At 70.9% G+C, this 22,761-nt stretch carries 15 protein-coding genes; 8 read left to right on the forward strand and 7 right to left on the reverse strand.

The features are described 5' to 3' along the window. Positions 1–37: 37 nt before the first annotated feature. Both ACFWU9_RS05295 and ACFWU9_RS05300 read right to left on the reverse strand, forming a co-directional pair. The gene (locus ACFWU9_RS05295; RefSeq protein WP_384315021.1) at positions 38–439 is read right to left on the reverse strand and encodes a hypothetical protein; all 402 of its coding nucleotides are present in this window, start codon (positions 437–439) and stop codon (positions 38–40) included. A gap of 168 nt (positions 440–607) precedes the next feature. Continuing rightward, complete coding sequence (locus ACFWU9_RS05300) at positions 608–1,483, reverse strand: aldo/keto reductase (protein WP_384315022.1); 876 nt, start codon at positions 1,481–1,483, stop codon at positions 608–610. Positions 1,484–1,701: 218 nt separating this feature from the next. On the opposite strand from ACFWU9_RS05300, the gene ACFWU9_RS05305 reads away from it, so the two are divergent. Then, positions 1,702–4,854 (forward strand): discoidin domain-containing protein, encoded by a 3,153-nt coding sequence (locus tag ACFWU9_RS05305; RefSeq protein ID WP_384315023.1) that lies wholly within the window; start codon positions 1,702–1,704, stop codon positions 4,852–4,854. Positions 4,855–4,992: 138 nt separating this feature from the next. On the opposite strand, the gene ACFWU9_RS05310 is transcribed toward ACFWU9_RS05305, so the two are convergent. Then, positions 4,993–5,973: a threonine/serine dehydratase gene (locus ACFWU9_RS05310; RefSeq protein WP_384315024.1), complete on the reverse strand. Its 981-nt coding sequence runs from the start codon at positions 5,971–5,973 to the stop codon at positions 4,993–4,995. Positions 5,974–5,993: 20 nt separating this feature from the next. Next, positions 5,994–6,362 (reverse strand): low affinity iron permease family protein, encoded by a 369-nt coding sequence (locus ACFWU9_RS05315; protein WP_384315025.1) that lies wholly within the window; start codon positions 6,360–6,362, stop codon positions 5,994–5,996. 341 nt (positions 6,363–6,703) lie between these two features. Between ACFWU9_RS05315 and ACFWU9_RS05320 the strand changes: the two genes are divergently transcribed. The 4 genes from ACFWU9_RS05320 to ACFWU9_RS05335 all read left to right on the forward strand — a co-directional run bounded on the left by ACFWU9_RS05320 (position 6,704) and on the right by ACFWU9_RS05335 (position 13,848). After that, positions 6,704–8,026, forward strand: a complete 1,323-nt coding sequence (locus tag ACFWU9_RS05320; protein ID WP_384315026.1) for a geranylgeranyl reductase family protein — start codon at positions 6,704–6,706, stop codon at positions 8,024–8,026. 229 nt (positions 8,027–8,255) lie between these two features. Then, positions 8,256–10,133 carry a CocE/NonD family hydrolase gene (locus ACFWU9_RS05325; protein WP_384315027.1) on the forward strand — a complete coding sequence of 626 codons (1,878 nt, stop codon included), beginning with the start codon at positions 8,256–8,258 and terminating at the stop codon, positions 10,131–10,133. A 283-nt stretch (positions 10,134–10,416) separates the two neighbouring features. Next, complete coding sequence (locus ACFWU9_RS05330; RefSeq protein WP_384315028.1) at positions 10,417–10,797, forward strand: SH3 domain-containing protein; 381 nt, start codon at positions 10,417–10,419, stop codon at positions 10,795–10,797. A gap of 234 nt (positions 10,798–11,031) precedes the next feature. After that, a complete protein-coding gene (locus ACFWU9_RS05335) occupies positions 11,032–13,848 on the forward strand; it encodes an ABC transporter substrate-binding protein (protein WP_384315029.1) in 2,817 nt (938 codons plus the stop codon). Positions 13,849–13,887: 39 nt separating this feature from the next. Here ACFWU9_RS05335 and ACFWU9_RS05340 read toward each other — a convergent pair whose 3' ends face one another. The 3 genes from ACFWU9_RS05340 to ACFWU9_RS05350 form a co-directional block, all read right to left on the reverse strand. Next, entirely contained in the window at positions 13,888–15,630 is a 1,743-nt protein-coding gene (locus tag ACFWU9_RS05340; RefSeq protein WP_384315030.1) for an MOSC domain-containing protein, read from the reverse strand. Positions 15,631–15,669: 39 nt separating this feature from the next. Next, positions 15,670–16,539 (reverse strand): DUF427 domain-containing protein, encoded by an 870-nt coding sequence (locus ACFWU9_RS05345; RefSeq protein ID WP_384315031.1) that lies wholly within the window; start codon positions 16,537–16,539, stop codon positions 15,670–15,672. 318 nt (positions 16,540–16,857) lie between these two features. Next, on the reverse strand, positions 16,858–18,027 hold the full coding sequence (locus tag ACFWU9_RS05350; RefSeq protein WP_384315032.1) for a GlxA family transcriptional regulator: 1,170 nt from the start codon (positions 18,025–18,027) through the stop codon (positions 16,858–16,860). A gap of 70 nt (positions 18,028–18,097) precedes the next feature. Between ACFWU9_RS05350 and ACFWU9_RS05355 the strand changes: the two genes are divergently transcribed. The 3 genes from ACFWU9_RS05355 to gyrB all read left to right on the forward strand — a co-directional run bounded on the left by ACFWU9_RS05355 (position 18,098) and on the right by gyrB (position 22,743). Further along, entirely contained in the window at positions 18,098–19,096 is a 999-nt protein-coding gene (locus ACFWU9_RS05355; protein ID WP_384315033.1) for an NADP-dependent oxidoreductase, read from the forward strand. 177 nt (positions 19,097–19,273) lie between these two features. Continuing rightward, complete coding sequence (locus tag ACFWU9_RS05360) at positions 19,274–20,209, forward strand: aldo/keto reductase family oxidoreductase (protein WP_384315034.1); 936 nt, start codon at positions 19,274–19,276, stop codon at positions 20,207–20,209. Positions 20,210–20,652: 443 nt separating this feature from the next. Continuing rightward, positions 20,653–22,743 carry a DNA topoisomerase (ATP-hydrolyzing) subunit B gene (gene gyrB, locus ACFWU9_RS05365; protein WP_384315035.1) on the forward strand — a complete coding sequence of 697 codons (2,091 nt, stop codon included), beginning with the start codon at positions 20,653–20,655 and terminating at the stop codon, positions 22,741–22,743. Positions 22,744–22,761: the final 18 nt, after the last annotated feature.

A 22,761-nucleotide genomic window follows, 5' to 3' on the forward strand; every position in this document is an offset into this window, starting at 1 on the left:
CGCCGTTACGGTGCCGCACACGACCGGGGCTGACGGATCAGGGGATCCGTACGCAGTGGTTCTCAAGGACCCTGCCGCTGCGGTCCAACCCCCCGCAGACCAGCAGGGGTCCGGATCCAGGTTCGCCGAGCTCGCGATTGACGGGGAACACGTGCCGGTCGTCGTTGGCCTTGCTCTGCGAGAAGTCGGCCGCGAAAGCCCGCAACTTCCCCGGCAGTCCGTCCTTGGTGAAGACGGTGATGTCCTGGATGTAGCGGGCGCCCTGGTAGGCCGTCGCCACGCAGATTTGTTCACCGCACGTCTGCTTCGCCGCGGCGCTCGCCGGATTCGCGGTCATCAGCCCCACGACGCTGACGGTGGCCAGAGCCGCCGCGGTGGCCGCCAGCCGTCGGCGCGCGGTTGCCGCCGGCCGGACCTTCTTGGGACGCGTGTACACCATGAGACCCCTTTGATGAGCGGTGTTGACTGGATGTGCAACGTGCTCAAATTGCCACATTTCTCTCAGTTGGCGTGCCGCTCTCCGGTGACGTCACCCCAAGGGGTGACCTCGGCTTACGGGGATGTGGCGGCAGCGGAGCGGGGAGGTCGAACATCGGGGGAGCGGACCTCAGACGGTGTCGAGCTCGCTCAGTTCCGCGTCGCTCAGTGCGAGATCGACCGCCGCCGCCGAGTCGCGTACGGTCTCCGGCCGGGTGGACCCGGGAAGCGGGATGGTCATCGGTGACTTGGCGAGCATCCACGCCAGGCTGACCTGTTGCGGGCTCACCCCGTGCGCCTCGGCGATCCGGGCGAACCGGTCGTGCACGGGGCTGCTTCCGCTCTTCGGCCGGGAGACTCCGCCGAGCGGTGCCCAGGGCATGAACGCGACGCCCATCGCACCGCACAGCTCCAGCTCCGGTTCGCTGGACCGGAACGCTGGGGAGAATTGGTTCTGTACGGCGGCGAGCCGCCCGTCCAGCGTGCTGTTGGCGAGCTCGATCCGGTCGGGAGTGGCGTTCGAGATGCCCGCCATACGGATCTTGCCGGCGTCGAGCAGGTCGCGGATCGCGCCGACGGAGTCGGCGTACGGGACGTCATGGTCTGTCCGGTGCAGGAAGTACAGCCCGATCGCCTCCACGCCGAGCCGCTTGAGCGAGCCCTCACAGGCCGCCTTGATGTGCTCGGGACGGCCGTTCACCGGCCAGGTGTACGGGCCGGGGTCGAGGTCGGGGCGCGTGAGGCCACCCTTGGTGGCGACCAGCACCTCGGACCCGCGGCTGTGGGAGGCGAGCGCCTTGGCGATCAGTTTCTCGTTGTGCCCGACCTCGTCGTGACCGGCGAGATGGTACGAGTCGGCGGTGTCGATGAGGTTCACGCCCGCGTCGATGGCCGCGTGGATGGTGGCGATGGAGCGGGCCTCGTCCGGCCGGCCCTCGATCGACATGTTCATGGCCCCGAGCCCGACGGCACTGACCTCGACGGCACCGATATGGCGTGTCTGCATTCCCGTACATCCCTTCCGGGTGAAAAGTCCTTTTGACGTCTTTTGTCGGTTGATCCTAGAGGTCCGGGGGGCTTCGGCTTCCGTTCCGTGGCTCGCCTGATCGTGTGGGAACCGGACCGGAGGCCGCCCCGGGTCTTGACGGTTTCGGCTTCGGATACCAAGAATGAGCGCGTTGTTGACAACGTTGTCTTCCGCTCCGTACCAGGAGGCGTATCCGCGTGAACCACCACCCGGCCAAGCTCAGCAGGCGCCGATTCGCCCAACTGACGGGCGTGTCCCTGGCGTTGGCGACGACTTCGTCCCTCGGCGTGCCGGCGGCCGCGGCCGCCGGTCGGCCGTCCGGCCACCGCCCGGCCGCCCCCGACGGCATCGCTGAGATCTACCACCGGGTGCTGCTCACCCATACGCGCTGGTCCGAGACCCAGTGGGACGCGGCCAAGGGGTACTACACCGCGAAGGACTTCGGCTTCGCCGTCGTCCTCGGCAACGCGCTGCTCCTCACCCGCGGTACGTACGACGCCGAGCGGGCCGGCGTCGACGAGAAGACCCTGCTCTCCCGCACCGTCGACACCATCAAGCACTTCGCCGCCTCGAACCGCCTCACCGGTGGCACCGAATGGGGCCGCACCCTCTTCTTCGACACCACGTTCCAGCTCTACTTCGTCCTCGCGGCGCGCCTCCTGTGGGACCGGCTGGACAGCGCGACGCGCGACAACGTGGACACGATCGCGCGGGCGCAGGCCGAGTACACCACCGGTCTCGGCACCGGTGACGACCTCGCGTCGGGGGACTGGACGCCGAACGGTCTCACCGGCGGATTCGTGAGCGACACCAAGCTGGAGGAGATGGGCGTCTACGCGCAGTCGCTGGCTCCCGGTCTCGCGTGGGCGCCGGAGGATGCGGGGCATCGGCAGTGGGAGGAGGCTTTCGGGCGGTGGAGCCGTAATGAGGCCGGACTGCCCGCCGCGGACCGGGTGAACCCCGCTCTGGTCGACGGCGTCGCGATCAGCGACAACACCGCGAAGAACCTCTACGACACCTTCATCGTCGAGAATCACGGCTCGTTCGGCCCGCACTACCAGTCCGAGCTGTGGCGGACGTCCGGCCGTAACGCCGCGCACTTCGTCACCGCAGGGCGGCCGATGCCGCAGGTCCTGACGGCCCAGCCCAACGCCGGGCTCCTGTGGGAGACGCTCCTGCTGGTGATGAGCGATTCGGGCGAGCCCCTGATGCCGATGGTCAACGACCGTGAGCACCTCTACGGACGCGACGTGATCCCGATCGCGTTCCTCGCCCAGGTGGCCGGGGACCGGGCCGCCGCCCGCGCCGAACTCGCCCTGGCCGAGCGTCTGGAGGCCTATCAGGCGTACCCGCCGGTCAACCGGCTGACCAAGTTCTCCGGGGAGCCGAAGTACGAGCCGGAGGCCCGCGCCGAGATCGCCATCAGCTATCTGCTGCACGAATGGCGGGCCGCCCAGGGCAGGGCCGTACGCCCCCTCTCGGAGCGGGAGATGTTCGAACGGGCCAGCGGCGTAAGGGACTTCGGCAGCGCTCCGGGTCTCGTCGCGCACCAGTCGCCGGCGGCCTGGGCCGCGGCCGTCAGCAAGCCCGGCTTCGTCAAGTTCGCCTGGCAGCCCGCCCATGACGACTGGCTGTTCGCGCTCAGCGGTTCCACCCCTATGTTCCTTCCCGCCACCACCGCCAAGCCGGCCGCCCGTAACGTCGCCACGTACACCGAACTCCGCGACGGTTTCGACGGCAGCGCCACCCTTCTCACGCTGCCCACGGGCTTCGCGGGTTTCACCACGCTTCCCTCCGGTGACGTCGTCTACGCGACCAGTGGCACGTCCGCCGGCGAGGGCCGCCTCGACGTGCACAACGTCACCATGCCGGGTGTCGCCGGTCTCGACGGAGGCCGTACCTACACCGCGGCCGAGGGCGCGACCACCGTCGCCGCCAAGGACAGCGGCGCCGGGAACCCGCCGCCTGCCGGCGGGCGCACGGACGACACCACCGTCGGCCGGGCCTCCTACCGGTATGTGCGGATGCAGGGGATCATCCCGGACCCGAAGTACGGCTACTCCCTCTACGCGTTCGAGGTTCGCGACGGCGCCGACGGCACGGACCTCGCCCGGAGCGCCACCGTGACCGCTTCGTCCTCCGACGCCGGCAAGGGCGCGGCTCTGGCCGCCGACGGCGACCTCGCGACGCGCTGGGCCGTCGCCGTCGCGGACCGCGCGCGGGCGGACAGCTGGATCACCCTCGACCTCGGCGAGGAACGGGAGTTCGACCGCGTCACCCTCCGCTGGGAGTCCGCCGCGGGCCGGGCGTACGCACTCCAGGGCTCGGCCGACGGACAGACGTGGACGGACCTGGCGCGCTACCCGAAGGCCGACCTCGTCAGCACCGGCGGATGGGTCTCGGTGGACGGGCGGGCGGGCCTCGTCGTACGCGGTGCGAACAACCCGCTCGCCGTCTACGGCGACACGCTGATCCTCTCGGACGGGCCGGCCGAGGCCGTCGTCGTGGAGGGTTATGCCAACGGCCTTCCGTCCGAGGTGAAGGCGGCCGCCGGCCGCGGGGCACCCGACGCGGGCCACCACGACGTACGGGCGAGCACCGCGGGCGGGCATCTCAGCCTCTTCAACCTGTCGGCGGCGGCGGTGACCACGACGGTGTCCCTGCCGCAGAACACCCGTTCCGTACGGGTGTACGCGGGCACGCAGACGGTGACGGCCGACGGCACGGACTACCGCGCCGACCTCCCGGCCGCCCGGGCGGAGGTGAAGCCCGCGCGCTTCGTCCTGCGTCCGGGTGCGGGCGGGCGCGTTCCGGCCGGGCTGCGCGTCGAGGTGGTCGACGCGGCCACCCTCCGGCTCACCGGGCCTTCCTGCCGTCTCCTGGTCACCCCGATCGGCGGGCGCGCGACGCACGTCAGCGTGCGCCGGGGACGCACCGAGCAGGTGACCGTGCACGGCGCCTCCGCATATCCGCTGGCCGACCTGGCGTTGGGCCGGGTCACCTTCCCGACGGCGCCGCTGCCGCCCGGCATGTCCGACCCGGCGGCGGCCGTCGACGGTGACGCGCACACCTCCTGGAGCCCCGGCGCCGCCGGCCGCATGGTGGTCGATCTCGGGGAGCCGACGGCGATCGGCGAGATCCGGATCAGCTGGACTGGAGGCCGAGTGCCGTCGGCGGAGGCCGAGTTCAGCACGGACGGTCTGTCGTACGAGTCGGCCGGGACGTTCCGCACCAGGGGCCGTGACGCGACGCTCACCGTGAAGGGCACCGCCCGCTACGTCGCTCTACGGATATGGGGCCGGGCCGGCAACGACGCACGGTTGGTCTCGCTTTCGGTGCTGCCCGACTGACCCCCGTTCCCGCGCGAAGTGATCCCGCCTGCGGGCGGCGGCGGCCACGGCACATCGCCGTGGCCGTCGTCCGGAGGCGATCAGTGGTGTCACCCGGAGGCGATGACCGGTGTCATGGTCCGGCGGGGAGGGGGGTGTTCACGGTCCCTGGGCGGGGTCGGCGCCGACCCAGCGGCGATAGGCGTTCGCGTCGACGTTGCTCCCGCACAGGATGGTGACGACGTGCCGGCCGGCGAAGCGGTCACGGTTCTCGAGGACGGCGGCGATACCGAGCGCCGCCGACGGTTCGACGACGAGGCCGGCGTGGTCGAGGAGCATCCTCATACCGGCGATGATCGACGCCTCTTGGACCAGGACGGCGTCGTCGGCGACAAGGAGGAGGTCCTCCAGGACGGCCCCGATAGGAAGCCGCCCCGCGACGCCGTCGGCGATGGTGTCCGTCGACTCGGTGGTGACGACGCGCCGTTGGCGCCATGAGAGTGTCATCGCGGGCGCGCCCAGGGGCTGGACGCAGACGATCTCGACCTCGGGCGCGCGGGCTTTGAGCACATGACCCACGCCGGTGGCCAGCGCCCCGCCGCCGAGAGCGATCAGGACGGTGTCGAACGACGGCGCGACGTCGACCAGTTCGAGGCCGATGGTCGCGGCGCCCTCGCAGGTCTCGATGTCCAGACTGTCCTCGATCAGCCGGATGCCCTCGTACCGGGCCACCTCCGCCGCCCGTTCGCGCGCCAACTCGTGGTCACCGTCCACCAGTTCCAGCCCGGCACCGAGCGCGCGGATGCGGTCGAGCTTGGCCGCCGTCGCGAAGCGGGATGCCACGACCGTCACATCGAGCCCCCGGCGGCGACCCGACCAGGCAAGGGCCTGGCCCAGATTGCCGGCACTGGCGCACACCACCGCACGCGAGCCGTCCTCGACGAGCAGGCTCGCGGCCAGCTCGGTGCCGCGGCCTTTGAAGCTGCGGACGGGGTTCGCCGTTTCGAGCTTGATACTCACGGCGCACCCGAGCAGGGACTCCAGCGACTCGCAGCGGTAGAGGGGGGTGTCGAGGAAGACGGGGTCGATCACCTGGCGGGCCGCGAGGATCCGAGCGGTGTCGAGGCGAGTGGACTGCACGGCACAGAGCCTAGGGCGTGTCAGGTGTCGTCCTCGATCTTGATCGCCTCCTTGAGGCTGTGCACGGCCGTGCCCGGCTTGCCTTCCTGGGTTTCGAGGAGAGCCGCCGCGATGGCGTCCAGCTTGAGCTGGATGGCGTACTCCGCGCGGCGCTCGGAGTTCTTCAGCAGGGCGAGCAGCAGCAGGGTCACGGCGGTCATCGACTCGCCCGCGAGCAGCAGCCAGGTCACGTCGAGCTTGGCGAAGTGCGCACCGATGACGATGCCGACGAGGACCATGCAGACCCCGAAGAACGCCGGTGAACTGGAGAAGTTGGAAGCGTACTCGGCGAGGCGGGCGAAGCGGCCGGGCCTGTCACCGCCGCGGTTCGCGGGATGTTGAAGGGTCATGCGCCGACCGTACACACGTTCCATGACGTCTCGCGAAAGTGGATCGCGCCTCACCCGCCCTGCACGGTTCGGCTCTCCGGAGTCCCGTAATACCAACCGCGCCCGTCCGGAGCCGGGGGAAGCGCTCCGGCGGCCAGATCGGGTAGATCGGCCAGAGCGTTCGCCAGCTCGACAAGCGGTGCGGCGGCGACATGTTCGCTCGGTCCCCGTCAGGCCTTCGGAGCACACGACGAGTCTGCCGCGCACCGGACTGGGTAGTTGTCCCACGCGCACGTGAACGGACTCGCGGAGGCGCGTGGCGCCGGCGCGTCACCGGTTACCAAGGGGTGAGGAGGCCGCACGTGCCGCCAACAGGGCGATCCCACGAATCCGCCGACGTCGGTGACAACCAGGCGCAGGTGATCGTGGTGGGCGCGGGCCCGGCCGGTTCCACCGCGGCCCTCTACCTGGCACGCGCGGGAGTGGACGTACTGCTCCTGGAGAAGGGCACGTTCCCGCGGGACAAGGTGTGCGGTGACGGCCTCACCCCACGGGCCGTACACCAGCTGGTCCGGATGGGCGTCGACATCGACGCCCCGGGCTGGCAGCGCAACAAGGGAATGCGCTGGATCTGCGAGGGCCGCCAGGTACATATCGACTGGCCGAGCTCGGGCAGCCACCCGGACTTCGGGCTCACCCGCACGCGGCACGACTTCGACGACATTCTGGCCCGCCAGGCGGTCTCCGCCGGAGCCCGACTGCGTCTGGACACGAAAGCGACAGGCCCCCTGACCGACAGCCGCGGGCGCATCGTCGGCGTGAGCGCGACCACCGGACCCGACCGACAGCCGAGGACCTACCACGCCCCCCTGGTGATCGCCGCCGACGGCGCGTCGGCGAGAACGGCCCTCGCGATGGGGCTGGAACGCGATCGGGGCATGCCGATCGCCACCGCCGCCCGCCGCTACTACCGCAGCGACGTCCGCACACACGACCCGTACCTGGAACTCTGGGCCGATCTGCGCTGCTCCCGTACCGGCCGCGACCTGCCGGGATACGGATGGATCTTTCCGCTCGGCGACGGACGCGTGAATGTGGGCCTCGGCGCCCTGCCCCACCGGCGGCACGGAGCGGTCGATCTGCGGGCCACCATGGACGAATGGCTGCTGCGGCTGCCTCAGGACTGGGGTCTGCGGGAGGAGAACGCCGACTCCCCGCTGCGCAGTGCCGCCCTGCCCATGGGCTTCAACCGCCGGCCGCAGTACCGCCGCGGCCTGCTCCTCGTCGGCGACAGCGCGGGCATGATCAGCCCGTGGAGCGGCGAGGGCATCGTCCAGGCGATGGAGGCCGGGGAGGTCGCCGCGGAAACCGTCGCGCTCGCTCTGCACCGTCCCGGCGGGGCGCGGCGTGAGCAGGCCCTGCACCAGTACGAGCGGGAGGTGAGCCGTCGCTGGGGGCGCTACTACCGGCTCGGCAACACCGTCGCCGACCTGGTGTTCGCCCGCTCCGGGTACCGGCCGCTCCTCAACCGCCGCGTCATGGCCACCCCGGTCGTGGTCCGCACCCTCGCGCGACTTCTGACCCACGGGAGCGACGCGCCCTCCGGCGATCTGATCGACACGGCGGTACGAACACTCGTACGGATGGCCCCCTCGGACGGTCCACGGGCCAGGTCCAAGCGCTGACCCACCGAGGGCCTCGGGAACGACGGGTCGCTGAGTGATCCGCCCCGATCCGACCTGCGCGGACGGGGTTTCGGTCCGGCCTTCGCGAAGAGCTGCCGCATTGACGCGATCAAATGATGATCGTAGGCTCCCACGCCGTCAGCTCCGACCGGACCCGTGGCACAACTCCCCTGCGTACGCGGGCCGTTACGGTCGCACTTCTCCGTACCCACGACTCTGGGAGACGCTTGTGAAAAGACGTCGTACGGTCAGTTGGGCCGCCTCATCACTCGTCGCCGTGCTCGCGCTGACCGGCACGCTCACCGGTCCCGCCGCCGCGGCGCGGGACCGGGCGGACGCGGGCACAGGCGCGGTCGCCACCGCGACCGACCCCGTCACGCACGCGGAGAACGACCGCGTCCCGGAGGGCTCGGTCTGGACGCAGAGCTACTTCCCGTCGTCGGACGGCTCCGGCACCGAACTGCACGCCGATGTCCTGCTCCCCGAGGCACTGGCCAAGAAGAAGAAGCGCGTGCCCGTCATCCTCTCGGTCGGCCCGTACTTCGGGCACTCCGGGCAGACGGATGTCGAGGACTGGACGCACACCGGCCCCTCCTCCCGCTTCCAGGACTTCATCGAGGGCGCGGACCTGTTCGACGAGGGGTACGCCTTCGTCATGGTCGACCTGCGCGGCTTCGGCGGCTCCACCGGCTGCCTCGACTGGGGCGGGCCGGGCGAACAGGCAGACGTCAAGGCCGCGGTCGACTGGGCGGCGAGGCAGCCGTGGTCCACCGGGGCGGTCGGCATGTACGGCAAGTCGTACGACGCCGTCACCGGGCTCATCGGCAACAACCTGGACCAGCGCGCGCTCAAGGCCGTCGTGGCCCAGGAGCCCGTGTGGGACATGTACCAGTACATCTACTCCAACGGCGTGCCGCGCCCGAACGTCACCGGCACCGCCAACGCCTACAACTCCATAGCCACCCTTGACCAGATGGCGGACGACGACCCCCGCTACCTGGCCAACGCGCGGTGGGAGGAGAGCCACCCCGAGTGCCTCACGGAGAACTCGGCCGGATACCGAATACCCGACCAGCGGGACAAGCACTGGACCTCACGTGACCTCGCCAGGATGGCCAGGCACACCGACACCCCGCTGTTCGTCACCCAGGGCTTCATCGAGAACAACACCAAGCCCGAGGAGATGCAGGAGTACCTCGCCAACCACAAGGGCCCCGAGCGCGGATGGCTCGGCCAGTGGGACCACGTGCGCGGCGGCGACCACACCAGCGACGGACGCCTGGCGATGGGACGCGAGGGCTGGTACGAGGAGACGCTCTCCTTCTACGACCAGTACCTCAAGGGCATCAAGCCGAAGGTCGACCACCCGGCCTACTCGATCCAGGACTCCACCGGCACCTGGCGCGCCCAGAAGACCTGGCCCGTCGTGGAACGGTCCGCCACCGTCAAGCTCGGCGACGGCTCGTACGTCGACGACGGCGGTGCCTCCGCCCGCGTGGGCCTCGCCCCGTCCGGCGAGGCGACGCCGCGGCCGCACAAGCAGCCTTCCGGCGAGTGGGACATGGAGAACGCGCCCGCGCTCGACCCGGCCGCGCCGAAGGGCCTCGCCGAGGGACAGGCGAAGCGCCAGGAAGCCGGTGAGATCACCTCCAGCTTCTTCGTATGGTCCAAGCCCCTCAAGCGGGCCGTACGTGTCACCGGCACGCCCCAGGTCTCCCTGACCGCCAAGGGCGAGGGCAACGTGATGCTGAAGCTGTACGACGTCGCCCCGGACGGCACCGCCGTCATGTTCGACGAGCAGGTCTCCCTGGTGGACTCGCGCGCGCTGACGGTCGACCTCAAGGCGACCGACTGGACCCTGGCGGCCGGGCACGTCCTCGCCGTGGAGATCGGCTCCATCCAGACCGGTTCCTGGCGTGACACACCCTCCGGCGAGACCATCGAGGTCAAGGACGCCCGGGTGCGGCTGGCCCTGGACGACCCGGCCGACGACCGCGCCACCGCCGGGGCTCGCGCACCGTTCCTGGACACCTACCTGCGCCAGTACACGGTGGACCTGCCGGCCGGCCCCGCGTCGTTCACGCTGCCCCCGGTCGGACGCCACTGACCCTCGGGCCCGCGTACGTGGCACCGCCGCCGACGAGCACCCACGGCGGCGGTGCCACGCCCGTCCGACCGGCGGATCACCGCCGGGACCCCGAGGGCACGACGTTCTCGAAGGGGCGGCCGGACACCGTCCCACCCGGGCGGTTTCGGCGCCAGCGCGCCCATATGGGTGGGAGTCGGCGTTTCTTCCACAGGAACAAGGCCCCGCCGCGTTCCGGCCGTGCCATGAAGGTGTCGCACCCGGGAAGCTCCCGGATGCTCACCGAGAATCACGAGGAAACGCCATGAGCGCACCGCACACCGGGTATCGGACTCTCTCCGTGCTCGCCGGGCTCCTGCTGGCCGGTACGGCTCTCGCCACCCCGGCCGCCGCCGCCGACCACCGGCCCGGCCCGGCCCCGGTCTCCCTCACCGAGCAGGCCGGCCAGTCCTCCGCCGCGTACACGGGCCGGGTCATCGCCCGCCCGTCGGCCAACGTGCGCAAGACCCCGAACACCATCCACAAGCCGATCGGTTCGCTCCCGTACGGCACCATCATCAAGATCCGCTGCAAGGTCAACGGCGAGGTCGTGGACGGCAATCCCCGCTGGTACCTGCTGAAGAACGGCGGCTACGTGGCCGCCCGCTGGGTCGAGAACGTGAACGGCATCCCCCCGTGGTGCTGACCGAGGCCCCCTGACAGTCACGCCCCGGCGGACGTACGGCACGCGAACCACGGGACGGCCGGACCGGGTTGTCCCGGTCGACCCGACTCGACGGTCCCGCGTGCACGGTACGCCGCCGGGGCTCTCCTCCGACCGGCCCCGGCCCGTGTGCGTCCGGCTGGTGCCCCCGGACCCTCAACTCCCCTGCCGCGCGGGTACATTGAGACCGCCGATTCCTTGAACGAGGGGGCTGGGATGCGCGGCGCGACCCTGGACGGTCGGTACACGCTCACTGAGCGGATCGGTGCCGGCGGTATGGGAGAGGTCTGGCGGGCCACGGACTCCCGGCTCGAACGCCAGGTGGCCGTCAAGCTGCTGAGCCTGCCACCCGGCACGGCCGGCGCCGAGCGGGACCGGCTGCTCGCCATGTTCGGCCGCGAGGCGCGGGCCGCCGCCGCCCTCGACAGCTCGTACATCGTGCCCGTCTTCGACCACGGGACGGACGGCGAAGCGCCCTACCTCGTCATGGCGCTGCTGTCGGGCCGCACCGTACGTGAACTGCTGGCCGAGGGGCCGCTGGAGCCGGAGCGGGTCGCGAACCTCGCCGCGCAGGTCTGCCGGGGGCTGGCGACCGCCCACCGGGCCGGCATCATCCACCGCGACATCAAACCGGCGAACGTGATGCTCACCGACGAGGGCACCGCGAAGGTGCTCGACTTCGGCATCGCCAAGTTCCTCGACGCGACGATCGGCAGCCGGCTCACCACCACCACCGACTCGCCCATCGGCACACTGCCCTACATGGCACCGGAGCGCTTCACCCGAGGCGCGGACGACGGCCGTACGGACGTCTACGCGCTGGGCTGCATGGTGTACGAGATGCTCACCGGCGCCCCGCCCTTCGAGTCGGTGTCGGCGCCCGCGCTGATGCACAGCCATGTGTACGAGACGCCGGAGAAACCGTCGGAACGGCGCCCCGGGCTGGCCCCCGAGTGGGACGAGCTGGTGGGCCGGATGCTCGCGAAGCCGGTCGACCGGCGGCCGACGGCGGACGAGGCGCGCGCGTTGTTCGACCAACTCGCCGTGCCCGCGAAGCGGTTCGCGGCCGACACCCTTCCCGCCGAGGCGCCCACCCTTCCCGTGGAGCCCCCGGACCATCCGGAACACCCTCCGAGACCCGCCGCCTCACCACTGCGGCAGTTCGTCGCCGGCGCAGTGCGCCCCGATCCCGACAAGCTCTTCCCGCTGCCTCCACCGGTTCCCAAGGAACAGCCGACGATCACGGCTCCCTCGGCCGCGCGCCGCCGGCGCGGCGCATGGGTCGGGGCCTCGGCGACCGCCGCCGTACTCGCGGTGGCGCTCCTGGCCGTCCAGGCATTCGGTGGTGACGGCGACTCGAACAACGGCAAGAACAGCGTGGGCGGGTCGGGAGCCTCCGGCACGGTCGCCCCGGTGGCCAAGACCCAGACGCTGACGCTCGGCTCCGAGGCCGACTCCAAGGGCCCCGCCCCGGCGGTGCGGGACGCCCGCAAGGGCGGCACCGTCACCGTCCTCGAACCCAAAACCTTCACCACCCTGGATCCGGGCAACATGTGGTCCGGATCCGAGCGGCTGATCTCCCGCCTCGTCCACCGCAGCCTGACCGCCCTCAAGACCCGGCCGGACGGCACCGTCCGCCTCGTCGGGGATCTCGCCGAGGACACCGGCCGTCCGTCGCTGGACGGCCGCGACTGGACATTCACCCTCAAGCCGGGCCTCGTCTACAACGACGGATCGCCCGTCCGCGCCCAGGACTTCGTGTACGCGATCAGACGCACCCTCGACCCCGACGCCTTCGCGATGGGCGACCGCACCCTCCGGAGTTTCCTGCTGGGCCCCGAGGACGCGTCGGGCATCGGCGGCGAGCACGAGATGCCGCCCGGTGTCATCGAGACCCCGGACGACCGCACCATCGTCTTCCATCTCGACGGCGCCCACCCCGACTTCAACGTCGTCCTGGCCGGCCCCAACAGCGCGCCCGTACCGGAGCGGGTGGGCAAGATCTCCGCCACCTCCACCGTCCTCCCGTCGACGGGCCCGTACCAGGTCGACTCGTTCACCGACGCCACGAACCTCACCCTCACCCGCAACCCGAAGTGGCGCGCGGACACCGACCCCGTCCGCACCGCGTACCCCGACCGCTACGAGATCACCGGCGCGGTCGCGCTCGACGAGATAAAGACCCGCATCCGCGCCGCCGGCGCGAAATCCGCCGTGATGACGTTCTCCGGCTCGCAGGACAAGGACGGCCTGGGCACCGGGGACGGCGCCGCCAGCAGCGGCACGCACCGGGTGACATCACCGGCACCGTTCGTCCACGCCTACACGGTCGACACGAAGCGCGTACCTGAACTGAAGGTCCGTCAGGCCATCGCCACCGCGTACCCGGTGGCGGACGTCATGGCCGCGAGCGGCGAGGACGGCATCGCCACGCACCACCTCATGCCGCCGGGCATCCGCGGTTCACGGGACTTCGACGTCCACGGGGCCGGGGCGCACGGCGACCCCGCCCGGGCCCGTGAGCTGCTCGCCGAGGCGGGCAAGGTCGGCTATCCGCTCACCCTCGCCTTCGCGACATCGGCCGACGAGGCACGGGCGAAGGTGGTTCAACGCGCGCTCGGCACAGCCGGTTTCAAGGTGACGCTGAAGAACGTCGACGTGTCCGACCTCTACGAGAAGGCGGGAGAGGGCGAGTTCGACCTCCTGCGCATCCCGATGAACACCGGCGGCCTGCCGCTGGCGTCGACGTATCTGCCGGACTCGTTCGACGGACGCTTCACCTACCCGACCACCTCCAACTTCTCCCGGCTCGACAGCTCGGTGGTCAACAACGCGATAGACGAGGCCAACGCGACGGCGGACCTGGCGGCGGCGGGGGAGAAGTGGTCGACGGTCGACCGCAGGGTGATGGAGCAGGCGGCGGCCATCCCGGTGTACGTGCCGGTGCGCACCTTCCTCCACACCTCCAAGCTGAAGGGCCTCCAGGTGGACCTGGACGGTCTGTCACCGCTCAACGCCTATGTGACCGGCTGAGCGAGGCCCCCGCCGGGGCGGCCGGCGGAACCAGGGTCGTCACATGTCGAGGACGATCTCCGTGCCGGTGGGCCGCGAACAGCAGATGAGTACCTGCCCCTCCGGCGGGGCTTCGAGTGGGTCCGGTTCGTACGAGACCGCCCCGGACAGCACGGGGGTGACGCACGTGTGGCACACCCCGGTGCGACAGCTCCAGCGGGCGGGAACGTCGCATGCCTCCGCCAGCTCCAGCAGACTGCCCTCGGTGTCACGGAACGGGGTGGAGATCCCGCTCCGGGCGAAGGTGACCGTCGGGCCGGTCCCGGCCAGGCCGGTAGGCGGATGCGGTTCCGCCCTCGCCTCCCCGGTCAGGCCGGGGTTGATGGAGGGCAGGGCGCCGAACAACTCGAAGTGGATGTCCTCCTCCTCAAGCCCGGAGGCCGTGAGCGCGTCCTTCATGTCGGCCATGAACGACGCGGGTCCGCAGACGTAGGCGCTGGCGTCCGCCGGGATACCCAGCGCGGCGAGGCCGTCCCGGCTGAGACGGCCGGACGTGGCCTGCCCGTCTCCCGCCCTCCGCGGCTTCACCGCGCTGTAGAAGACGTGCTCGGTCGCCCGTGGAAGCGCCGCGAGCAGCGAGTGTGCCTCGGCCGCCAGCGGATGCTCCCGAGGACTGCGGGCTCCGTGGATCCACCACACCTCGCGCTCACTGCGGGCGTCCGCGAGCTGGTGGAGCATCGCGAGCACGGGGGTGACACCGATGCCGGCGGAGATGAGCAGGACCGGCCCGTCACCCTCCTGGAGGACGAAGTCCCCACGGGGCGCGGCGGCATCGAGTACGGCTCCCGGGCGCAGCCGGGTGGTCAGATACCCGCTCGCGACTCCGTGGGGTTCGTGTTTGACGCTGATCCGGTAGGGGTCGCTGCCCGGCGCCGACGAGAGCGAGTAGCTGCGAACGGGCTCGGGCTCCCCGGCGCCGGGGATACGCAGTGTCAGATACTGCCCGGCGAGGGCGGGAGGCAGCCGGGACCCGTCGGCGGCCTTCAGGGAGATCGACGAGACCGCTTCGCTCTCGTGTACGACCTCCGCCACGCGCAGCTCCCGGAAACCGGCCCACGCCGCCTGCGCGGCCGGCGACGCGGCGCCGTCGCCGGTCTCCTCGGCCTCCTTGAGCAGGTCACGGAAGGAGCCCTGCCAGCCGGGGCTCAGCGCGGGGATGTCCAGCGCGAGCCGCAGCTTCTCGATGTCCCTGTCCGGCAGGTAGAGCAGCGCGTCGATCTCCGTCACACTCAGCGCGCCGGGCCCGGTCCGCGTCCTGACGATCTCGTCGCCCGCCTGGACGTGCCCCTCCTGGATGACCCGCAGATAGAAACCGGGGCGGTGATGGCTGACCAGCAGAGCCGGCAGCTCGGGTTCGCCGAGCCGCATGCCCACGCGGTAGCAGGTGACCCGGGGCTGGGTGACCTCGAACTCCGCCTCACCGATGCGGTAACGGTCGCCGACGCACACCTCGTCGTCCGGCAGACCGTCGATGGTGAAGTTCTCCCCGAACTGGCCGTGCTCGAAGTCGTCGCGTCCGAAGTGCTGTTGCCAGTGCCGGTAGGAGTCGATCTGGTAGACCATCACGGCACGCTGCTCACCACCATGACCGGCCCTGTCGCCCTGACCGTCCCCGTCGAGGTTGGTACGGCGGGCCATCACCGGTCCCTCCACCGGGTACTTCCACACACCGGTGTGGACGGTCCGGCCCTCCCACGGCACGTTCTTCGGCATGCCGACATTCACCGAGAGCAACGAAGGCATCGGGCCCTCCCCTCGAAGCCGTGACGCGTACGACGGTGGTCAGGCATGCCGGCCGTGCCCCGCTTCACCGGGGTCCAGGTTGCGGTCCGCCCCGTGGGAGACGACGTTCTGGCCCGGCTCCAGGCTCTGGCGTACGCCGTCGAGGTCCACCCGGATCTCGTCGGGTTCGAAGGACACCATTCCCGAGATACGGCGCACACCGTCCCAGGCGTCCTCGTACGACCACGCCGCGCGCCGGGCACCGCCGATGTCGTAGTAGCTGGCCATGCCCTTGTACGGGCAGAACGTCTGCCCCTCGGCGGGTGTCAGCGCGGATTCGTCCACGTCCGCACGCGGAACGTACCAACGAGGGGCGAACCCGGACTCGTACAGCACCAGTGGACTCCGGCTCTCGGCGACCACGCGTTCGCCGTCCCGGACCACCAGATGACGGCTCGTGCCGCGGATGTCGATGCGGTGGTAGGCGTCCGCGGCGTGGCCGACGATCCGTTCGTCCTCCTCGTAGTAGCCGTCCATCGCCCGCCAGGCGAAGGCGACGTGTCCGTCGAGGATCTTGGCGTGGCCGGGGAGGTCGGTGTGCTGCCACGCGGCCCGCTGTCTGCTCTCGGGCCCCGCCTGGACGGTGAACCACGAGGTCGGTCCGAGATCCCGGTGCTGTGTCGTGTGCCCGGTCCGTTCCAGGACGTCGGCGGCGATGTCGTCCGGCGGGAAGTAGGCGACGGGGTAGCGGCCGGGCTCATGGAGGAGTACGGCGTTCTCGCTGTCCATGACCCAGGTGTCACCCAGCTTGGCCCGCATACGGCGGCGCAGCGGTTCGGCGTACAGAATCCGCTCGGGGAGGGGGTCGGGGATCAGGAACTGCCCGACGGTTCCCGGGGCGAGCGGTCCTTGCTGCCAGGAGAGTCCCATCGTTCCTTTCCTTCCGCGCGGGGACGCCGCAGAAGGCGCCCGGGTGGTGCATGGCCCGGCGCCGGGCCGGGCTGCGAGCTCTTCCTCGTCGTGTTCGGGCGGACTCAGGCCGGCACGCATGTCGACCGACCGCGTGGGAGACACCCTGTGGGCCGAGTCCAGCGCCACGGCGAAGTGGACGGTCGCCCCGGACGGGCCCGCCGTCGGACCGCCTCGTTCAAGTCTGCGCCCATCGGTGCGATCGGCGCATCCGCAACGGTCCGGCGCCCTCGGCGAGGGACCCCGCCGGTGATCCGTCCGCGCTCAGCACCGGGTCCCTCAGCCCCCACCGGCCACCGATGCTTCCCTGACGTCGCCCGTGCCTGTGCCCGCGCCAGAACCCGCACCCGCACTCGGGCCCGGACCCGAGGCACGGAAGGTGCGCCGGTACGCCGACGGGGCGACCCCCGCCTCCGCCGCCAGGTGCCGCCGAAGCGAGGTGGCGGTCGCGAAGCCGACCTCGTGGGCCACCCGTTCGACCGGCAGGTCGCTGGACTCCAGCAGGTGCCGCGCCCGCCGCAGCCGCTGCTGCGTCAGCCAGCGGCCGGGGCTCAGCCCGGTCTCCTCCTGGAAACGCCGGGCGAAGGTACGGGTGCTCATCGCCGCGTGCGCGGCCAACTCGTCCAGCGACAGGGGCAGTTCCAGCCGCTGGAGCGCCCAGTCACGGGTCGGCCCGGTACCGGCTCCGCTCGCCGGCGGCAGGGGCCGCTCGATGTACTGGGCCTGCCCGCCGTCCCGGTACGGCGGCACGACGCAGCGCCGGGCGACCTGGTTGGCCACCTCGCTGCCGTGGTCCTGGCGCACCAGGTGCAGACAGACGTCGACACCGCTCGCCGCCCCGGCGGAGGTCAGCACGTCACCGTGGTCCACGAAGAGGACCCCCGCGTCGACCTCGACCCGTGGGAACAGTTCCTGGAAGACACCGGCGAGCGCCCAGTGGGTGGTGGCCCGCCGCCCGTCCAGGAGACCGGCGGCGGCCAGCAGGAAAGCGCCGGTGCAGATGGACACGAGACGGGTGCCGGGGCGCACGCGGGACAGCGCGGCGAGAGCGCCCGGGTCCGGGGTGATCATGGCGCGCGAGATCGCGTACGGGGGGATGATCACGGTGTCCGCGCCGGCCAGCACCTCGGGCCCGTGCCCGGGGGTGACGGTCAGGTCCGCGTCGGTACGCACGGGCCCGCCGTCCACGCTCGCGGAGAGCACCTCGTAGCGGCCGTCGGCGGAACCCAGGACCCGGTGCGGGATGCCGAGTTCGAAGGGATAGACACCGTCGAGGGCGAGGACCACGACCTTGTGGGCGCCGGGGAGTGGCGCGGGCTGTATCAGGCCCTCCAGTTCGGCCGCCCGGTCGGCGAGGACGCGGTCCCGGGAGGCGGCGGTGGGCGAGGGGCGCACGGTGGGAGTGCCCGAAGTACCGGGGGAGTGACGGGCGGCGGGGTCGGTCGGCATGGCAGAAATGTATCGGAGGATGACGTTCATGCCATCGCCCGGGGCCGACCCGTACGGCCAGGATCGAGGCATGACTTCGACCAACACCCGTGAGAACCACGACTCCCCGGCCCCCACCGCCCCGGACGGGACCCCCCTGATGCTGGCCCTGCACCAGACGGCCCTCGGCGGCCCCGAGGTCCTGCGGCTGACCGAGATTCCACGGCCCGCGCCGGGCCCCGGCGAGATCCTTGTCGCCGTGCACGCCGCCGGACTGAACCCCACGGACTTCAAGCACCGCGCGCTGAGCATCTTCCTGCCGCCCCCGCCGCTGACCCTCGGCTGGGACGTCTCCGGCACCGTGGTCGGGACCGGCTTCGGCGTCACCCTCTTCCGGCCGGGTGACGAGGTGTTCGGCATGCTGCCCTACCCGTACGGAGCCGGATCCCACGCCGAGTACGTCACCGGCCCCGCCCGCGCCTTCGCCGCCAAGCCCACCGGGATCGACCACGTCCAGGCGGCGGCCCTGCCGCTGGCCGCGCTCACCGCCTGGCAGGCCCTCGTCGACACCGCCGACCTCCGGGCCGGGCAGCGGGTGCTGATCCACGCGGCGGCCGGCGGTGTCGGTCATCTCGCCGTACAGATCGCCAAGGAGCGCGGCGCGCACGTCACGGGGACGGCGAGCGCCCCCAAGCACGACTTCCTGCGCGAACTCGGCGCGGACGCCTGCGTCGACCACCGCCACGAGGACTTCACCGACACCGACGAGCGCTACGACGTCGTCCTCGACGCGCTGGGCGGGGAGACAGCCACCCGTTCCGTGGGCGTGCTCCGTCCCGGCGGCGTCCTCGTGTCCCTGGTACCGAACGGCGCCGACACCCCGGCGGCGGCGGAGAAGGCAGAGGTCCGCGCCGTCGTCATGCTCGTCGAGCACGACCGGGCGGGGATGCGGGCCGTCGCCGAACTCGTCGAGCGCGGCAGACTCCGCGCCCATGTCTCGGGCACGTTCCCCCTCGCCGAGGGCGCCCGGGCCCACATCCTGGGGGAGACCGGCCGCACCACGGGCAAGCTGGTCATCACCGTGCGGTGACGCGCGGCGGCGCTGACAGGCCGGTCCGCGGCTCCCCGGGGCCGGCCCCCGAGCATCCGGGTCCCGCTGATCGCCGCCGGGCACGCGCTCTCCGCCGCCGGACCCTCCGCCCCCTAAAGTGTGCAGGTGGCCGCCGTTTGTACTGTGCAGACCTGAACATCTGGAAGGAAAGCCGTCGTGAAGACCTTCACCATGCCCGGCACCGACATCCTCGCCCCGAACGTCCTGCTCGGCCTGATGCGTATCGGCGAGAAGACGGACGAGGAGATCCGCGAACTCGTCCGCGTCGCGCGCGACGCGGGCATCGACTTCGTCGACCACGCCGACGTCTACGGCGCCGAACTGCACCACTGCGAACGCCGCTTCGCCGAGGCGCTGGCGCTGACCCCGTCGCAGCGCGACGAGATCACGATCCAGACCAAGGCGGGAATCGTCACGGACGGGCCGTACTACGACTTCTCGTACGAGCACATCGTCAAGTCCGTCGAGAACTCACTCGCGGCCCTGCGGACGGACCGCATCGACATCCTCCTTCTGCACCGCCCGGACGCCCTTGTCGAGCCCGAGGAGGTGGCCCGCGCCTTCGACGAGCTCGAATCCTCGGGCAAGGTGCGCGCTTTCGGTGTCTCGAACCAGACACCGCGCCAGATCGACCTGCTGCGCAAGTACGTGCGTCAGCCCATCGTGGCCAACCAGCTCCAGCTCTCGATCACCCACGAGCCGATCATCGCCCAGGGCGTCGCGACGAACATGCTCGCGGAGCAGCAGGCGGTCACCCTCGACGGCGGCGGGATCGTCGACTACTGCCGTCTGAACGACATCACCGTCCAGGCGTGGTCACCGTTCCAGGCCGGGTTCTTCACGGGCGTCTTCCTCGGGTCGGCGGACTACCCGGAGCTCAACGCCGTCATCGACCGTCTCGCCGCCCAGTACGACGTCCCCGCCATCGCGATCGCGACCGCCTGGATCACCCGCCACCCCGCCCAGATGCAGGTCGTCCTCGGCACCACCAGCCCGGAGCGCGTCGCGGGCGCCGCCCAGGGCTCCGAACTCCCGCTCACCCGGGCCGAGTGGTACGAACTCTTCCGCGCCGCCGGCCACCTCGTTCCCTGAAGCCCGACACGGGGCCGCACCGGATCACCCGGTGCGGCCCCGCGCTGTACCCGGCAGTCGGAAAGGACAGCTGGAAGACGGCCCCGCGTCTGCTCCCCGACTGCGGAGCGTCACCCTCGAAAATGCTGCCGCACCCCGCCGCGCCAATGAGCCCAGAAAGCTCCCGTGCTCCATTCTCCGGGGATTTCCGGCGATCGGAGTAGGGGGGATTGGCCGATAGGCAGGTTGGCGGCGAGAGGGGCTTCTGGGAGACTTCTCGCCCTGGGTTCATGAGGGACTTCCGGTAGCTTGGCATGCGTCCCGCCGCCTTCCCGGCGGCGGGAGTCGCGGGCCCTGAGGGTCTGTTCCGGCCTGCCCGCGGCACGTTTTCCGTTCGGCGATCCGACCCCTCTCGCACCGTGATGCGCGGGGGCGTGGTTTGTCGTGTCCGAAAAGAGAGCATTGTGGAGACTTCCGGCACTCATGTGGCCTCCGAGAGTTCCGTACCCGAGAGCTTCGCCTCCGAGATTTCCGTCGCCGAGATTTCCGTCGCCGAGCGGAGCGGCCGGGCCGGGTCTGCCGCGTACAACGCCGGCGCGATCACCGTCCTGGACGGACTCGACGCGGTACGCAAGCGGCCCGGTATGTACATCGGCTCGACGGGCGAAGGGGGTCTGCACCATCTGGTGCAGGAGATCGTGGACAACTCGGTCGACGAGGCGCTGGCCGGGGCGGCCGACCGGATCGATGTGACGATCCTGGCCGACGGCGGCGTACGGGTGACCGACAACGGGCGCGGAATCCCGGTCGGCACACACCCGTTGGAGAAGCGGCCGGCACTTGAGGTGGTGCTGACGGTGCTGCACGCTGGCGGCAAGTTCGGCGGCGGCGGGTACGCCGTCTCCGGCGGTCTGCACGGCGTGGGTCTGTCGGTGGTCAACGCTCTCTCGAACAGGCTGTCCGCGGAGATCCGGACCGACGGCCACCGGTGGACCCAGGAGTACGAGAACGGTGCGCCGACAGCCCCGCTGGCCCGCCATGAGGCCACCTTGGAGACCGGTACCTCTCTGACGTTCTGGGCGGATCCCGGCATCTTCGAGACCACCGAGTACTCCTTCGAGAAGCTGGCCCGGCGGTTCCAGGAGATGGCCTTCCTCAACCGGGGGCTGACCCTGACCCTCACCGATGAGCGCGAGTCGGCCCGCGCGACGGCCGCGGCCGACGAAGCGGGTCCGGGCACCGCCGGGGAGCGGCCGGCGAGGACGGTCTCCTACCGCTACGACGGCGGCATCACCGACTTCGTGGTCTACCTCAACTCCCGGAAGGGCGAGCCCGTCCACCCGTCCGTCATCACCCTCACCGCCGAGGACACGGAACGGCTGTTGTCGGTCGAGGCGGCCCTGCAGTGGAACGGCCAGTACACCGACAGCGTGTACTCCTACGCCAACACCATCCACACCCATGGCGGCGGCGCCCACGAGGAGGGCTTCCGCGCGGCCCTGACCACCGTGGTCAACCGCTACGCGCGGGAGAAGAGACTGCTGCGGGACAAGGACGCGAACCTCTCCGGCGAGGACATCCGCGAGGGCCTGACCGCGATCATCTCGGTCAAGCTCGGTGAGCCCCAGTTCGAGGGGCAGACCAAGACCAAACTCGGCAACACCGAGGCGCGCACCTTCGTGCAGAAGGTCGTTCACCACCACCTGGGCGACTGGTTCGACCGTAACCCCAACGAGGCCGCGGACATCGTGCGCAAGGCCGTCCGATCGGCCACGGCCCGGGTCGCGGCCCGCAGGGCACGGGACCTGACGCGCCGTAAGGGCCTGCTGGAATCAGCGGCCCTGCCGGGCAAGCTGTCCGACTGCCAGTCCCGCGATCCGGCGAAGGGGGAGATCTTCATCGTCGAAGGGGACTCCGCCGGCGGCTCGGCCAAGTCCGGCCGCGACCCGCGGTACCAGGCGATCCTGCCCATCCGCGGCAAGATCCTCAATGTGGAGAAGGCCCGGATCGACAAGATCCTGCACAACCAGGAGATCCAGGCGATCATCTCCGCGTTCGGCACGGGCGTGCACGAGGACTTCGACATCGCCGCACTGCGCTATCACAAGATCATCCTGATGGCGGACGCCGACGTCGACGGCCAGCACATCAACACCCTGCTGCTGACCTTCCTGTTCCGCTTCATGCGCCCGCTGATCGAGGAGGGCCATGTCTATCTCTCCCGGCCGCCCCTCTACAAGCTCAAGTGGAGCCGGGACCACGTCGAGTACGCCTACTCCGACCGCGAACGCGACGTGCTGCTGGCAGAGGGCCGACAGGACGGCCGCCGGGTCAAGGACGACTCCGTCCAGCGGTTCAAGGGGCTCGGAGAGATGAACGCCGAGGAGCTGCGGATCACGACCATGGACCAGGAGCACCGTGTCCTGGGCCAGGTCACCCTGGACGACGCGGCCGTCGCCGACGCCCTCTTCTCCGTCCTGATGGGCGAGGACGTCGAGGCCCGGCGCTCCTTCATCCAGCGCAACGCCAAGGACGTCCGCTTCCTCGACATCTGAGCACGCGGGCGTCACTCA

This window comes from Streptomyces sp. NPDC058653, assembly GCF_042716895.1.
Taxonomy (GTDB): Bacteria; Actinomycetota; Actinomycetes; order Streptomycetales; family Streptomycetaceae; genus Streptomyces.

Excerpts from the sequence above, each read along its gene's own strand:
- ACFWU9_RS05340 (WP_384315030.1), bottom strand. The coding sequence starts at position 15,630 with ATGCCTTCGTTGCTCTCGGTGAATGTCGGCATGCCGAAGAACGTGCCG.
- ACFWU9_RS05300 (WP_384315022.1), bottom strand. The coding sequence starts at position 1,483 with ATGCAGACACGCCATATCGGTGCCGTCGAGGTCAGTGCCGTCGGGCTC.
- ACFWU9_RS05335 (WP_384315029.1), top strand. The coding sequence starts at position 11,032 with ATGCGCGGCGCGACCCTGGACGGTCGGTACACGCTCACTGAGCGGATC.
- ACFWU9_RS05330 (WP_384315028.1), top strand. The coding sequence starts at position 10,417 with ATGAGCGCACCGCACACCGGGTATCGGACTCTCTCCGTGCTCGCCGGG.
- ACFWU9_RS05345 (WP_384315031.1), bottom strand. The coding sequence starts at position 16,539 with ATGGGACTCTCCTGGCAGCAAGGACCGCTCGCCCCGGGAACCGTCGGG.
- ACFWU9_RS05295 (WP_384315021.1), bottom strand. The coding sequence starts at position 439 with ATGGTGTACACGCGTCCCAAGAAGGTCCGGCCGGCGGCAACCGCGCGC.
- ACFWU9_RS05355 (WP_384315033.1), top strand. The coding sequence starts at position 18,098 with ATGACTTCGACCAACACCCGTGAGAACCACGACTCCCCGGCCCCCACC.
- ACFWU9_RS05350 (WP_384315032.1), bottom strand. The coding sequence starts at position 18,027 with ATGCCGACCGACCCCGCCGCCCGTCACTCCCCCGGTACTTCGGGCACT.
- ACFWU9_RS05315 (WP_384315025.1), bottom strand. The coding sequence starts at position 6,362 with ATGACCCTTCAACATCCCGCGAACCGCGGCGGTGACAGGCCCGGCCGC.